Here is a 15,298-nt window from a genome sequence, read left to right as displayed (position 1 = left end):
CCAGCTCGACCGAGGCCATGAACCAGGGCTTCGCCAGCATCGGCGACGGGGACGTCGACAAGGTCTACCTGTCCCAGGGTGGTGACTGGGACGAGATCGTCGCCGAGCAGGCCGAACGCGGCGACGAGACCATCGTGGTCAACATGGGTCCCCAGCACCCCTCGACCCACGGCGTGCTGCGCCTGATCCTGGAGATGGACGGCGAGACCGTGACGAGCCTTCGTCCCGGCATCGGCTTCCTGCACACCGGCATCGAGAAGAACATGGAGTACCGCACCTGGACCCAGGGCGTGACCTTCCTGACCCGCGCCGACTACGTCGCCCCGATCTTCAACGAGGCCGTCTACTGTCTGGGCGTCGAGAAGCTGCTCAATGTCACCGACGCGATCCCCGAGCGCGCCACGGTGCTGCGGGTGCTGTTCATGGAGCTGAACCGAATCGCCTCACACCTGGTCGCGATCGGCACCGGCGGCATGGAGATCGGCGCCCTGACGGTCATGACGATCGGCTTCCGTGAGCGCGAGATGATCCTCGACTTCTTCGAGGCCGTCACAGGCCTGCGGATGAACCACGCCTACATCCGTCCCGGAGGGGTCGCCAACGACCTGCCCGAGGGCGGCCTGGACCACCTGCGCCGGGTGATCAGCTGGCTCGAGAAGTACCTGCCCGAGTACGGCATCTTCTGCAACGAGAACCCGATCTTCCTGGGCCGGATGGGCGTCGGGCACCTTGACCTGACCCAGGCCATGGCCATGGGCGTCACCGGTCCCCGACTGCGCGGCACCGGCTTCCCGCACGACCTGCGCAAGTCGGAGCCCTACTGCGGTTACGAGACCTACGACTTCGACGTGCCCACCTGGGACACCAGCGACGCCTACGGCGCCTTCCGGGTGCGCGAGGCCGAGATGTGGGAGTCGTTGAAGATCGTCAAGCAGTGCGCCGAGCGCCTCGAGAAGTCGACCGGCGAGCCGGTGATGATCGAGGACCCCAAGATCAAGTGGCCCGCCCAGCTCTCGCTCGGCCCCGACGGCCAGGGCAACTCCAACGAGCACATCAAGCACATCATGGGTGAGTCCATGGAGGCGCTGATCCACCACTTCAAGATCGTCACCGAGGGCTTCCGCGTGCCCCCCGGCCAGGTCTACCAGGCCATCGAGTCGCCCAAGGGCGAGCTCGCCGTACACCTGGTCTCGGACGGGGGCACCCGTCCGTACCGCTCCCACCTGCGCGACCCAGGTTTCCACCACCTGCAGGCGACGCCGATCATGTGCGAGGGCGGCATGATGTCCGACGTGGTGGTCGCCGTGGCCTCCATCGACCCCGTTCTTGGAGGTGTTGACCGATGAGCGGTCACGAGTTCCAGTCCCACTTCGACGACCCGCAGCAGCCGGGCTCGGGTGGCATCGACTACGCCGACACCAGCACCAGCATCGATGAGTCCACCATCGCCGAACTGCGACAGATCGCGGCCCGCTACCCGCAGAAGCGTTCGGCGCTGCTGCCGATGCTGCACCTGGTGCAGAGCGTCGACGGCCGCATCTCGCCGCGCGGCATCGAGGTGTGCGCCGAGGTGCTGGAGATCACCACCGCCCAGGTCTCGGGGGTGGCCACCTTCTACACCATGTACAAGCGTCGTCCCGCCGGCCAGCACCACGTCGGGGTCTGCACCACCGCGCTGTGCGCCGTCATGGGTGGCGACATCCTGCTGGAGCACGTCGAGAAGAAGCTCGGCATCAGCGAGAACCAGACCACCGCCGACGGCAAGATCAGCCTGGAGCGCCTGGAGTGCAACGCCGCCTGCGACTTCGCGCCGGTGATGATGGTCAACTGGGAGTTCATGGACAACATGTCCCCCGAGAAGGCCGACGACCTGCTCGACAAGCTGGCCAACGACGACGAGGTGCATTCCACCCGCGGCGCCCGAATCACCTCCTGGCGTGAGGCCGAGCGCGTGCTCGCCGGCTTCCCCGACGGACGCGCCGACGAGGGCCCCACCGCCGGACACGCCTCGCTGGTCGGGTTGCGCATTGCCGAACGCGAGGGCTGGACCGCCCCGGCACCGGACACCGTGCGTCCGGAAGCCGACCACAAGGAGGAGGGCAAGTGAGCATCGACAAGCTGACCCCGATTCTCAGCGCCAACTGGGGTGAGGACCGCGCCTGGAAGCTCGAGAACTACGAGCGCCGCGGCGGCTACCAGGGGCTGCGCAAGGCCGTCTCCATGTCACCCGACGAGATCGTCAACGAGGTCAAGGCCTCCAACCTGCGCGGCCGCGGCGGCGCCGGCTTCCCCACGGGCATGAAGTGGAGCTTCCTGCCCAAGGACAACCCGAACCCCACCTACCTGGTGGTCAACGCGGACGAGTCCGAGCCGGGCACCTGCAAGGACATCCCGCTGATGATGGCCAGCCCGCACACGCTGGTCGAGGGCGTCATCATCTCGGCGATGGCCACCAAGGCCGTCTACGCCTTCATCTACGTCCGCGGTGAGGTGCTGCACGTCATCCGCCGCCTGCAGCAGGCCGTCCGCGAGGCCTACGCCGCCGGCTACATCGGCAAGGACATCCTCGGCTCGGGACGCGACCTGGAGGTCGTCGTCCACGCCGGTGCCGGTGCCTACATCTGCGGTGAGGAGACCGCGCTGCTCGACTCGCTCGAGGGACGCCGCGGCCAGCCGCGCCTGCGCCCCCCGTTCCCCGCCGTCGCCGGCCTGTACGCCAGCCCGACGGTGGTCAACAACGTCGAGTCCATCGCCTCGGTGCCGGCCATCATCGCCAACGGCGAGGGCTGGTTCAACGCGATGGGCACCGAGAAGTCGCGTGGCTTCGTGCTGTACTCGCTGTCCGGCCACGTCAAGAGCCCCGGCCAGTTCGAGGCACCCCTGGGCACGACCCTGGCCGAGCTGATCGAGCTGGGCGGGGGCATGCGTGAGGGCCACCAGCTGAAGTTCTTCACCCCCGGCGGCTCATCGACGCAGATCCTGACCGCCGACAAGGTCGACCTGCCGCTGGACTACGAGGCGATGGCCGCCGCCGGGTCGCTGCTGGGCACCCGTGCGCTGCAGATCTTCGACGAAACCACCTCGGTGGTGCGCACCACCCTGCGCTGGGTCGAGTTCTACAAGCACGAGTCCTGCGGCAAGTGCACCCCGTGCCGTGAAGGCACCTGGTGGCTGGTCCAGACACTGCGCAACCTCGAGGCAGGCAAGGGCACCGAGGGCGACGTCGACAAGCTGCTCGACGTCTGCGACAACATTGGCGGACGCTCCTTCTGCGCCCTGGCCGATGGTGCCGTCGCTGCCGTGACCAGCGCCGTCAAGGAGTTCCGTGAGGAATTCGAGGCCGGGTACACGACCCCGGCATGGGAACTCTTCCCCTACGAGAAGAGCGCCCTGTTCGCCAGGCCCGCTGCTGCCAGCGTGGCCAGTGACAAGGAAGGTGCACACGCATGAGCGTCGACGCCAAGTCCAGGACCGAAGCCACCCCCCACGGCGAGGGGGCCGCCGAGGTCGCCAAGCGCGAAGACCTGATCACCCTCACCATCGACGGCATCGAGGTGAGCGTGCCCAAGGGCACCCTGGCCATCCGTGCCGCCGAGGTGGTCGGCATCGACATCCCGCGGTTCTGCGACCACCCGTTGCTCGACCCCGTGGGCGCCTGCCGCCAGTGCATGGTCGAGATCCCCGACGCGGGCAACGGCCGCGGCTTCCCCAAGCCGCAGGCCTCGTGCACCATCGAGTGCGCCCCCGGCATGGTCATCAACACCCACCTCACCTCGCCTGTCGCCAAGAAGGCGCAGGAGGGGATGCTGGAACTGCTGCTGATCAACCACCCCCTCGACTGCCCCATCTGCGACAAGGGCGGCGAGTGCCCGCTGCAGAACCAGTCATTGAGCCACGGCTACGGCGAGAGCCGCTACGAGGGCATCAAGCGGACCTTCCCGAAGCCGGTCAACATCTCGGCGCAGATCCTGCTCGACCGCGAGCGCTGCGTGCTGTGCGCCCGCTGCACCCGGTTCAGCGAACAGATCTCCGGTGACCCGTTCATCGCCCTGGTCGAGCGCGGCGCCCTGCAGCAGATCGGCACGTACCAGGAAGACCCCTACGACTCCTACTTCTCGGGCAACGTCATCCAGATCTGCCCGGTCGGTGCGCTGACCAGCGTCTCGTACCGTTTCCAGGCCCGGCCCTTCGACCTGGTCAGCACCACCACGACCTGCGAGAACTGCGCCGCCGGCTGCGAGTTGCGCAGCGACCACCGCCACTACCAGGTCAAGCGTCGCCTGGCCGGGAACCTGCCCGAGGTCAACGAGGAGTGGAACTGTGACAAGGGCCGCTTCGCCTTCGTCTCGGCCCGCGGTGCGGACCGGCTGACCACCCCGCTGGTGCGCCGTGACGGCGTCCTGCAGCCTTCGAGCTGGCACGAGGCCATCGACGCCGCCGTGCACGGTCTGCGGGCCGCCGGCCAGCAGGTCGGCGTGCTGCCCGGTGGGCGGTTGACCATGGAGGCCGCCTACGCCTACAGCCGCTTCGCGCGGGCCGTGCTGGGCACCAACAACATTGACTTCCGTTCGCGTCCGCACACCGGCGAGGAGAGCCAGTTCCTGGCCGCCACCGTGGCCGGTCGCACCCTGGCGGACTCGGTCACCTACGAGGCCCTGGAGAACGCCAAGCGCGTCGTCCTGGTCAGCTTCGAGCCCGAGGACGAATCACCCATCGTCTTCCTGCGCCTGCGCAAGGCCCACCGCAAGAACAAGCTGCAGGTCGTCACCCTGGCGCCCTACGCCTCGCGTGGCTCCCAGAAGCTCAATGCCCGGGTCGTCGCCTGCGTCCCCGGCACCGAGGCCCAGGTGCTCGGCAGCCTGAAGGACGAGGGCCTGCTGGACGACCAGACCATCCTGCTGGTGGGGGAGCGGGCCAACCTGTCCCAGGGCGCCCTGACCGCCGCCGCCCACCTGGCCGAGCAGACCGGCGCCAAGCTCGCCTGGGTGCCGCGTCGGGCCGGTGAGGTCGGCGCCGTCGAGGCCGGCTGCCTGCCGAACCTGCTCCCCGGTGGACGTCCGCTCGCCGACGCCAGCGCCCGCGTCGACGTCGCCACCGCCTGGGACGTGGAGTCCCTGCCCACCGCGGAGGGACTGGACGCCGACGCCATCGTCGCTGCCGCCCGCTCGGGTGGCCTCCAGGCGCTGGTGGTGGCTGGGGTGCAGCCCGAGGACTTCCGCACCCCCGCGTTGGTCACCGAGGCCCTGGAGGCTGCCCCCTTCGTGGTCAGCATCGAGAATCGCCGCAGCGCGGTGGCTGAGCGCGCCGACGTCGTCTTCCCGGTCGCCCTGATCGAGGAGCACGCCGGCACCTTCCTCAACTGGGAGCACCGTCGTGGCCGGGTCAACACCGTGATCGCGCACCAGGTGGCGCCGATGACCGACATCCGGGTGCTGGCCGCGCTGGCCGACGCCCTGGGCAGCGACCTCGGCTTCCGCGGTTCGCGTGACGCGCTGGCCTCGATCGACGAGTTGGGCACCTGGGACGGTGAGCGTCCGGCGCTCGCCCAGGCTCCGACCGCTCCCGACCAGCCGGTCGGCCAGGGCGACCTGACGCTGGCCACCTGGCGGGTGCTGCTGGACAACTCCGCGTCGACCGACAATGAGATCGACCTGATGGCCACCGCACCGCGTGCGGTCGTCCGAACCTCCGCCGCCACCGCTCAGGCCCACGGCCTGGCCGGTGCCGCAGAGGCAACCGTGGTGTGGCCGAACGGCCAGTTGACCCTGCCCCTCGAAATCGTCGAGGACATGGCCGATGACGTGGTGTGGGTGCCGCTGAACAGCGGCACCGAGACGGCCAGCGCGCTGGGCGCTGTGGCCGGTGACCGAGTCCGACTCGTGGGAGGTGTGGCATGAATCCCCTGGACCTGATGCCGCTGGAGAACGTGTGGCCGCCCGATCCCTGGTGGATCGTGCTGATCAAGGTGGTGGGGCTGTTCGTCCTGCTGCTGGTCTGGACCATCTTCAACGTCTGGTTCGAGCGTCGCGTGGTGGGCAAGATGCAGCACCGCCTCGGACCGATCATGAACGGCCCCTTCGGGCTGGGGCAGGCCCTGGCCGACGGCGCCAAGCTGATCTTCAAAGAGGACTTCCGGCCGACCAAGACCGACAAGTGGATCTTCAACCTGGCCCCGCTGCTGACCGGCATGGCCGCCTTCACCGCCTGGGCAGTGATGCCGCTGGGCGGGCAGGTCACCATGTTCGGTGTCGAGACCCGGCTGCAGCTGACCGACCTGCCCGTCGGCATGCTGTTCATGCTGGCCATCGCCTCGGTGGGCATCTACGGCATCGTGCTGGCCGGCTGGGCGTCGAACTCGACCTATTCGCTGCTCGGTTCGGTCCGTTCCGCCGCGCAGATGATCTCCTACGAGGCCTGCATGGGCCTGTCGCTGGTGGGCGTGTTCATGTTCGCCGGTTCGATGAGCACCTCGACCATCGTCGAGAGCCAGTCGCGGACCTTCACCTTCGGCAGCTTCGACACCGGCCTGCCGCAGTGGAATGCCGTGCTGCTGGCTCCGGCCTTCGTGATCTACCTGATCTCGATGGTCGGCGAGACCAACCGGGCGCCCTTCGACCTGCCCGAGTGTGAGTCCGAGCTGGTCTCGGGCTACCTCACCGAGTACTCCGGCTTCCGTTACGCCATGTACTTCCTGGCCGAGTACATCAACATGGCCACCGTCTCGGCGATCGCCACCACCCTGTTCCTGGGTGGCTACCGGGCGCCGTGGCCGTTCAACCAGATCGAGTTCCTCGACTCCGCGTGGATGGGTCCGGTCTGGTTCATCCTCAAGGTGCAGCTGATCATCACCGGCTTCGTGTGGCTGCGCGGCACCCTGCCACGCTTCCGCTACGACCAGTTCATGAAGCTGGGCTGGAAGTGGCTGATCGAGATCGCCCTGGCCTGGATCGTTGCGGTCGCCCTGCTCAAGGTGGGCCAGCGCGAGGGCTGGTTCTCGGGGCCGGTCTTCTTCATCATCATCGGCGTCCTCGTCGTGGCCCTGTTGGGGCTCATCCTGTGGGGCGGTGGCACCCAGGAGGAGACCCGACGGGGTGCGGTCGACACCTCCGAGCCGTTCGACCCGTTCGCGGGCGGCTACCCGGTGCCCCCGATGCCCGGCCAGACCCTGCCCGAACTGGCAGGCGTGCTGTCGGGGACCTCGGTCACCACCGATGACGCCACCGAAACCGAACCTGCCGACGCGACCGCGTCATCGAAGGGAGACGAGTCCTGATGGGATTCATGGAGCAGTGGGGCGGTTTCGGCGTCACCTTCAAGACGATGTTCCGCAAGACGTTCACCCAGAACTACCCGCACAAGGGTGAAAAGGTCACCGCGCCCCGATTCCACGGGCGCCACCAGCTCAACCGCTGGCCTGACGGTCTGGAGAAGTGCGTCGGGTGTGAGCTGTGCGCCTGGGCCTGCCCCGCCGACGCCATCTACGTCGAGGGTGCCGACAACACCGAGGACGGCCGCTACTCACCGGGGGAGCGGTACGGGCACGTCTACCAGATCAACTACCTGCGCTGCATCTTCTGTGGTCTGTGCATCGAGGCCTGCCCGACGCGTGCCCTGACGATGACCAACGAGTTCAAGTTGGCCAACACCAGCCGCGAGTCGCTGATCTACACCAAGGACGACCTGCTGGCCCCGCTGCTGTCGGGCATGGAGGAGCCGCCGCACGCGCGCCGTCTCGGCCCCGACGAGCAGAGCTACTTCCTGGGCCTGCCGCCCACCGGCAAGCCTGACAACCGGACCCCGGTCCACGAGAGTGCCCAGAAGGGAGGCGACAAGTGATGTTGCTCCCACTCGCGAGCGCCCAGTCGGTGGCGTTCTGGGTCGTGGCACCGATCATGGTGATCTGTGCCCTCGGCATGGTGCTCAGCCGCAAGCCCGTCCACTCGGCCGTCTGGCTGGTCGGCATGATGATCGGCCTGGCGACCCTCTACGCGTCGCTGGCCGCGCCGTTCCTGTTCGTCGCCCAGATCATCGTCTACACGGGCGCCATCATGATGCTGTTCCTGTTCGTCGTGATGCTGATCGGTGTCGACACCTCGGACTCGGTGATCGAGACCATCAAGGGCCACCGGCTGGCCTCGACGCTGGCCGCACTCGCCTTCGGCCTGCTGGTGATCTCCGTCGCCGGCCGCGCCGTCACTGCTGCCCCCGTCGGACTGGACGCGGCCATCGCGCCCGCCGGCGGGTCGGTGCAGGCGTTGGCCGACCTGCTCTTCGGTCGCTACGTGGTGGTCTTCGAGGCCACGGCCGCGCTGCTCACCATCGCCGCCGTCGGTGCGATGGTGCTGGCCCACGGTGAGCGGATGATCCCCAAGCTGGACCAGAAGCAGACCGCCGCCAAGAAGATGGCCGCCTACGCCAAGGACGGGCAGCACATCGGCCCGATGCCCAACTCCGGTGTCTACGCACGCTTCAACGCCATCCACGCCCCGGCCCTGCTGCCTGACGGCAGCGTCGCCGAGACCTCGGTGTCGAAGATCCTGAGCGAACGCGGCGCCTTCGTCGACGCGAACGAGCTCAAGGCACCCAGCGAGGCCACCTTCACGGCCATCAGCGCCAACAAGTCGCCCAACAACATGGGAGAACTGGAATGAGCACCGACGCCTACCTGATCCTGTCGGCCATCCTGTTCACCATCGGGGTGCTCGGCTTCCTGCTGAGACGCAACGCCATCATCGCGTTCATGTCCATCGAGTTGATGCTGAACGCGTCGAACCTGGCCTTCGTGGCCTTCGCCCACCACCACGGTGGTCTGGACGGACACGTTGCTGCCTTTTTCGTGATGGTCGTCGCGGCCGCCGAGGTCGTGGTCGGGCTCGCCATCATCGTGACCATCTTCCGTACCCGCCGCTCGGCCTCGGTCGACGACGCGAACCTGCTGAAGTTCTGAAGGGGTAGGGCGTGTATTTCCTCGAAACCGTCACCGAGCCGGTAGCTGCCTCGGGATTGTTCAGCCTGGCCTGGTTGATGATCGCCATTCCACTGGTGGTCGCCGGTCTGCTGCTCGTTGGTGGCAGGGCCACCAACGGCTGGGGCCACTACCTGGCCACGCTGGCGCCAATCGCCTCCTTCGTCATCGGTGCACTGCTGTTCGTCGACCTGCTGGGCCGCGATGCGGCCCAGCGCGCCGTCGAGGTGCCCGTCTACCAGTGGCTGACCACCGGCGAGTGGACCTTCCGGGTCAACCTGCTGGTCGACCAGCTGTCGATCGTGTTCGTGCTGCTGATCACCGGGGTGGGTTCGCTGATCCACGTGTACTCGCTGGGCTACATGGCCCATGACGAGAACCGCCGCCGGTTCTTCGCCTACCTGAACCTGTTCGTTGCCGCCATGCTGATCCTGGTGCTGGCCGACAACTACCTGTTGCTGTTCGTCGGCTGGGAGGGCGTCGGTCTGGCCTCCTACCTGCTGATCGGTTTCTGGCAGCACCGTGACTCCGCCGCCAAGGCCGCCAAGAAGGCCTTCGTGGTCAACCGCGTCGGCGACCTCGGCATGGTGATGGGCATGGGCGTGATGCTGTCGCAGATCGGTTCGGTGAAGTTCACCGAGGTCGCGGCCGGCATCGGCCAGGTCGACAAGACCTGGGTCGTCCTGCTCGGCTTCCTGCTGCTGCTCGCCGCCTGCGGCAAGTCCGCCCAGGTGCCGCTGCAGTCCTGGCTGCTGGACGCCATGGAGGGCCCCACGCCCGTCTCGGCACTGATCCACGCCGCCACCATGGTGACCGCCGGTGTCTACCTGGTCGTGCGCAGCCACCCGATCTACACGCTGGCGCCGGAGGCCGCCCTGGCGGTGGCCATCGTGGGCACCGTGACCCTGCTGTTCGGTGCCTGGATCGGTACCTCGAAGGACGACATCAAGAAGGTGCTGGCCGGTTCGACCATGAGCCAGATCGGCTACATGATGCTGGCCGCCGGCATCGGCCCGGCGGGTGCGGCCTTCGCCATCTTCCACCTCGTCACCCACGGCTTCTTCAAGGCCAACATGTTCCTGGGTGCCGGTTCGGTGATGCACGGCATGAACGACGACGTCGACATGCGACGCTTCGGCGGTCTGGCCAAGTACATGCCGATCACCTTCGTCACCTTCGGGCTCGGCTACCTGGCCATCATCGGCTTCCCGCTCACCAGCGGCTTCTACTCCAAGGACCACATCATCGAGGCGGCCTGGGACAAGCACCTGGCCTTCGGCCTGCTGGCCCTGCTGGGCGCCGGCGTCACCGCGTACTACATGACGCGACTGATGATGATGACCTTCTTCGGTGAGAAGCGCTGGAAGGACGACGTGCACCCGCACGAGTCCCCGCTGACGATGACCGTCCCGCTGATCGTGCTGGCCGTGCTCAGCGTCGGTGCCGGCATCGTCATGAACGGCTGGATCGGCACCTGGCTGGCACCGGCCGTCGGCGACGACCACCCGCACACCACCGGCCTGCTGCACATCACCCCCATCGGCTGGGCCACCATGGCCACCGTCGCCGCCGGAGTCCTGATCGGCTGGGCCCTGCACCGCCGCAGCATCCCGCAGACCCAGCCCGAGACCCGCAACCCGTTGGTGCTGGCTGGTCGCCGCGACCTGTTCGGTGACGACGTGAACCTGTACGCCTTCCAGCGTCCCGGCGAGAAGGTCGTCAGCGGGCTGGCGACGTTCGACGACGGCATCGTCGACGGGGCAGTGCGGGGCGGTGCCGGTGTCTTCACCGGCATGTCCATGGCGCTGCGTCGCCTGCAGAACGGGTACGTGCGCAGCTACGCCCTGACCATCATCGTTGGCGTGCTGCTGCTTGCGGCCGCCATGTACCTGGGCCACCTGGCCTGAGGGGGAGGAAGAAGAAATGGGATTCCCCTTGTTGACTGCTCTGGCGCTGCTGCCGTTGGTCGGGTCACTGATCACCTTTGCGCTGCGAGGCGCGGCCGCTCGCTGGACGGGCCTGGTGTTCTCGATCGCCACGCTCGGCCTCGGCGTCTGGGCCTTCATCGCGGCCCGCGGCACCGACCTGTCCGAGACCTACAGCTGGATCCGGTCGATCGGCGCCTACTACGCCCTCGGCGACGACGGCCTGACCATGACCATGGTGTTGCTGACCGTGGTCGTCGTCCCCATCGTGCTGATCGCCGAGTGGCGCGTCGGCGGCGAGACCACGATGACCCACGGACGCGACCGCAGCTGGGGCACCGGCACGTTCTTCGCGCTGGCGCTGATGCTGGAGAGCTTCGCGCTGTTCTGCTTCATGAGCGTGGACACGTTGCTGTTCTACCTGTTCTTCGAGGCCACCCTGATCCCGATGTACTTCCTGATCGGCGGATGGGGCGGGCCCAAGCGTGGCGCCGCCGCCATGAAGTTCCTGCTCTACTCCCTGGCCGGCGGCCTGATCATGCTGTTCAGCGTGGTCGGTGTCGGTGCCGAGTCCGCCGCCCAGGGCAATGTCAGCTTCCTGGTCAGTGACCTCGCGGCTCTGGACTTCGACTCCGCCATGGGCAAGTGGCTGTGGGCCGGCTTCTTCATCGCGTTTGCGATCAAGGCGCCCATGGTGCCGGTGCACACGTGGCTTCCGGACACTGCCGAGCAGGCCCGTCCGGGTGCCTCGACGCTGCTGGTCGGCATCCTGGACAAGATCGGCACCTTCGGCATGCTTCGGTTCTGCCTGCAGATCTTCCCCGAGGCCAGCACCTGGGCGACCCCGCTGGTGCTGGTGCTGGCGGTCGTCAGCGTCCTGTACGGCGCGCTGATGGCCATTGGCGCCAAGGACCTGCTGCGCCTGATCAGCTACACCTCGGTCAGCCACTTCGGGTTCATGGTGCTCGGCATCTTTGCCTTCACCACCGCCTCGATCACCGGCACCGGCTACTACATGTTGGCGCACGGATTCTCGACGGCAGCGCTGTTCCTGATCATCGGCTTCCTGATTGATCGACGCGGCAGCGCCGACATCCGCCACTTCGGCGGCGTCCAGAAGAAGGCCCCGCTGTTGGCGGGCACCTTCCTGGTGGCCGGCCTGTCGGCCCTGTCACTGCCCGGCACCGCCAGCTTCGTGGGCGAGTTCCTGGTCCTGACCGGGGTCTGGCAGCGTCACCCGATCTACGCCGCCGTCGCCTGCCTCGGCATGGTGCTGGCCGCGCTGTACGTGCTGCTGGCCTACCAGCGGACCATGACCGGCCCGGTCACCGACCAGGTCGAGTCGACGATCACCACCGACCTCGGCGCGCGTGAGCGTACCGTCGCAGGTCTTCTCATCGCACTGCTGCTGTTCTTCGGGTTCTACCCGAAGCCATTCACAGACGTGCTCAACACCTCATCGAAGGACACCATGTCGCAGATTGGCATGACCGATCCCGCCACGGGAGGCAACCGATGATCACCCTGCTCGAGGTGCAGCTCGACTACCGAGCGCTGGCACCCCTGATCATCCTGTTCGCCGCCGCGGCGTTCGGTGTCCTCATCGAGGGCATCATCAAGAAGGGGCTGCGCGACGAGGCCCAGATGATCGTCTCGGCATTGGGCATCCTCGGTGCCCTGGCCATGGCGATCCAGAACTGGCGCACCGAGGAGTTCGGGGTGCATGCGCTGGGCTCGGTCACCACCGACGGTCCCACCTACTTCATCTGGGTGCTGCTGCTGGTCGTCACCCTGCTGGCGATGCTGCTGGTCAGCGAGCGCAAGCTGAACAAGGGCGCCACCAACTTCACCCCGCTGGCCTCGTCGGTGCCCGGTTCGGCCGCGGAGGCCAAGGCATTCGAGGTGCGCAACGAGCACACCGAGGTCTACCCGCTGGTGCTGTTCGCCACGTTCGGCATGATGCTGTTCGCCTCGGCGAATGACTTCATCACCATGTTCGTGGCGCTGGAGATCTTCTCGTTGCCGCTCTACCTGCTCTCGGGCATGGCGCGTCGTCGTCGCCTGCTGAGCCAGGAGGCCGCGCTGAAGTACTTCCTGCTCGGGTCGCTGACCTCGGCGATCTTCCTGTACGGCACCGCGCTGCTCTACGGCTTCTCGGGCTCGCTGCGCCTCAGCGACCTGGCCGCCGCGATCCAGACCAACCCCGACTCCAGTCCGGCGCTGCTCTACGGCGGCACCGTGCTGGTGCTGGTCGGCCTGCTGTTCAAGATCGGCGCCGTCCCGTTCCACTCGTGGACCCCTGACGTCTACATGGGCGCCCCGACCCAGATCACCGCCTACATGGCCATCGCCACCAAGGCAGCCGCCGTGCTGGCGATGATGCGGGTGCTCTACGTCGGGCTGGGCGGCATCCGTTGGGACTGGCAGCCGGTCGTGGCCGCGCTGGCGGTGCTCACCATGCTCGTCGGTTCCGTCGTGGCCCTGAGCCAGACCGACATCAAGCGTCTGCTGGCCTACTCCTCGATTGCCCACGCAGGCTTCCTGCTGGTCGCCATCGCGGGCGCCGTCACCTCGACCACCCACCAGAAGGCTTCGGTCGGTTCGGTGGACGCGGTGCTGTTCTACCTGGCCGCCTACGCACTGGCCACGCTGGGTGCCTTTGCGATCGTGATGATGGTCCGCAAGGCCGGTGGTGAGGCCAACAACATGGCCGCCTGGACCGGTCTGGGTCGTCGCCACCCGTTCATTGGTGCCCTGATGACGTTGTTCATGCTGAGCTTCGCCGGCATTCCGCTGACCGGTGGCTTCATCGGCAAGCTGCAGGTCTTCCTGGCCGGCTGGGCGGGTGGCTACGCGTGGCTGGTGCTGGTCGCGGTCTTCATGAGCCTGGTGGCAGCGTTCTTCTACCTGCGCCTGATCGTGGTCATGTTCTTCCGCGAGCCCGGTGAGGCCGCTGAGGGTGTGACCGTCGATTCGCCCAGCTGGATGACCTGGACTGTGATCATCGTCGCCGCCGTCGGTACGCTTGCCCTTGGTCTGTGGAGTGGACCACTGGCCGACCTGGCCATCAGCGCTGCTGAATTCCTGCGCTGACCCACCCCTTCGAAAGGATCGCCGTGAGCGTTTCGGGCGACGAGGCATTCTCGGCACTGGTGACCGAACGTCTCGCCCTGGTCGAGCAGCGCCTGGAGCAGCTCGCCGGGGCGGACACGCCCTTCATGACCGAGGCGGCCAACCACATCATCTCGGCGGGCGGCAAACGGTTCCGTCCGTTGCTGGTGGTCCTGGCCAGCGCGTTCGGTGGTGAGCCCGACGTGGAGGCACTGGTCAAGGCCGCTGCCGTGGTCGAGTTGACGCACGTGGCCAGCCTGTACCACGACGACGTCATGGACGAGGCCGACCTCCGCCGTGGGGCGGCCTCGGCCAACGCCCGCTTCGGCAACAGCGTGGCCATCATGGTGGGTGACTACCTGTTCGCACGGGCCTCGTCGACCGTCGCCACCCTGGGCGTCGACTACGTCTCGCTGCAGGCCGAGACCTTCGCCCGCCTGGTGCAGGGGCAGATCGCCGAAACCCTTGGCCCGCTGAACGGGGCAGATCCCCTGCAGCACTACCTGCAGGTCATTGCCGACAAGACGGGTTCGCTGATCGCCACCTCGGCGGTCTTCGGGGGCATGGTCGCCGGCGTCAGCGATGAGCACCTGGAGTCGCTGCGCAGGTTCGGCGACGAGATCGGACTGGTCTTCCAGCTCTCGGATGACGTCATCGACATCACCAGCGAGGTGACCGGGAAGACGCCGGGCACCGATCTGCGCGAAGGTGTTGCGACGCTACCGACGTTGTTGCTGCGCGCGTCCGACGACCCGGCCGATGCCGAGCTGGTCGCGGCCATTGACTCCAACCTGGACGACGACGCCGAACTGGCTGCTGTCCTGGCGAAACTGCGCGACCACCCGGTCATCGACCAGGCGCGCGCCGAGGTCCAGCGCCGCGCCGATCTGGCCCGCGGTCACCTGGCCAATCTGCCCGAAGGCCAGGCCAAGGACGCGCTGCTGCGCGCCTGCGACGACATCGCCACCCGGGTGAGCTGAGGCGCCACCTGCGGTGGGGTGAGCCGCCTCAGCGGCCAACAGCCGGGATCAGGAGCGGGTCAGCGCTGGACTGCAGGTGGCCCCGACTGGGCGTGGAGCCGTGATGCAGACATGCCAGTGGCCCGCCGGGTGACGGCGGGTACTGGTTGTTCGGTTATCAGCTGGCGAGGGCGGCCGGTGCGGGGTGCTGCTGCTTGGGCAGGATCTGACCCGAGGGGTCCTCGATCATCCACGAGTGCGAGGGCGTGACCAGGTAGCCGAACCCGAGTGGTGATCGCCACAGGAAGGTGCCCGGGGAGGGCTGGGTGAGTTGCCAG

General features: G+C 67.5%; 12 protein-coding genes. All 12 read left to right on the top strand.

The features are described from left to right. Positions 1-17: 17 nt before the first annotated feature. Genes IPV09_RS05290 through IPV09_RS05235 form a run of 12 tightly spaced genes read left to right on the top strand, consistent with a single transcriptional unit; the run spans position 18 to position 14,981 of the window. A complete protein-coding gene (locus IPV09_RS05290) occupies positions 18-1,346 on the top strand; it encodes an NADH-quinone oxidoreductase subunit D (RefSeq protein ID WP_207474271.1) in 1,329 nt (442 codons plus the stop codon). Then, positions 1,343-2,107, top strand: a complete 765-nt coding sequence (nuoE, locus tag IPV09_RS05285) for an NADH-quinone oxidoreductase subunit NuoE (RefSeq protein WP_207474185.1) — start codon at positions 1,343-1,345, stop codon at positions 2,105-2,107. The genes IPV09_RS05290 and nuoE overlap by 4 nt, the downstream gene beginning before the upstream one ends. Then, the gene (gene nuoF / locus IPV09_RS05280; RefSeq protein WP_207474183.1) at positions 2,104-3,450 is read left to right on the top strand and encodes an NADH-quinone oxidoreductase subunit NuoF; all 1,347 of its coding nucleotides are present in this window, start codon (positions 2,104-2,106) and stop codon (positions 3,448-3,450) included. The genes nuoE and nuoF overlap by 4 nt, the downstream gene beginning before the upstream one ends. Then, the gene (locus IPV09_RS05275; protein WP_207474181.1) at positions 3,447-5,897 is read left to right on the top strand and encodes an NADH-quinone oxidoreductase subunit G; all 2,451 of its coding nucleotides are present in this window, start codon (positions 3,447-3,449) and stop codon (positions 5,895-5,897) included. The genes nuoF and IPV09_RS05275 overlap by 4 nt, the downstream gene beginning before the upstream one ends. A gap of 11 nt (positions 5,898-5,908) precedes the next feature. Further along, entirely contained in the window at positions 5,909-7,273 is a 1,365-nt protein-coding gene (gene nuoH / locus IPV09_RS05270) for an NADH-quinone oxidoreductase subunit NuoH (protein WP_370590233.1), read from the top strand. Positions 7,274-7,281: 8 nt separating this feature from the next. Further along, complete coding sequence (nuoI, locus tag IPV09_RS05265; RefSeq protein ID WP_207474269.1) at positions 7,282-7,836, top strand: NADH-quinone oxidoreductase subunit NuoI; 555 nt, start codon at positions 7,282-7,284, stop codon at positions 7,834-7,836. Beyond that, on the top strand, positions 7,836-8,651 hold the full coding sequence (locus IPV09_RS05260) for an NADH-quinone oxidoreductase subunit J (RefSeq protein WP_207474180.1): 816 nt from the start codon (positions 7,836-7,838) through the stop codon (positions 8,649-8,651). The genes nuoI and IPV09_RS05260 overlap by 1 nt, the downstream gene beginning before the upstream one ends. After that, positions 8,648-8,947, top strand: coding sequence for an NADH-quinone oxidoreductase subunit NuoK (gene nuoK / locus IPV09_RS05255; RefSeq protein ID WP_207474177.1), 300 nt, complete (start codon positions 8,648-8,650; stop codon positions 8,945-8,947). Before IPV09_RS05260 ends, nuoK begins: the two co-directional genes overlap by 4 nt. Positions 8,948-8,958: 11 nt before the next feature. After that, positions 8,959-10,872, top strand: coding sequence for an NADH-quinone oxidoreductase subunit L (nuoL, locus tag IPV09_RS05250; protein WP_370590229.1), 1,914 nt, complete (start codon positions 8,959-8,961; stop codon positions 10,870-10,872). Between the two features lie 16 nt (positions 10,873-10,888). Beyond that, a complete protein-coding gene (locus IPV09_RS05245) occupies positions 10,889-12,409 on the top strand; it encodes an NADH-quinone oxidoreductase subunit M (RefSeq protein ID WP_207474176.1) in 1,521 nt (506 codons plus the stop codon). Continuing rightward, positions 12,406-13,983 (top strand): NADH-quinone oxidoreductase subunit NuoN, encoded by a 1,578-nt coding sequence (nuoN, locus tag IPV09_RS05240; protein WP_207474174.1) that lies wholly within the window; start codon positions 12,406-12,408, stop codon positions 13,981-13,983. Before IPV09_RS05245 ends, nuoN begins: the two co-directional genes overlap by 4 nt. A gap of 23 nt (positions 13,984-14,006) precedes the next feature. After that, positions 14,007-14,981, top strand: a complete 975-nt coding sequence (locus tag IPV09_RS05235) for a polyprenyl synthetase family protein (RefSeq protein WP_370590228.1) — start codon at positions 14,007-14,009, stop codon at positions 14,979-14,981. The last annotated feature ends 317 nt before the right edge of the window (positions 14,982-15,298 follow it).

Source organism: Tessaracoccus sp. SD287, from assembly GCF_017355265.1.
Lineage (GTDB): Bacteria > Actinomycetota > Actinomycetes > Propionibacteriales > Propionibacteriaceae > Aestuariimicrobium.
Note: the sequence above shows the minus strand (reverse complement) of the source record. Positions and strands in the feature narration are given on the sequence as shown.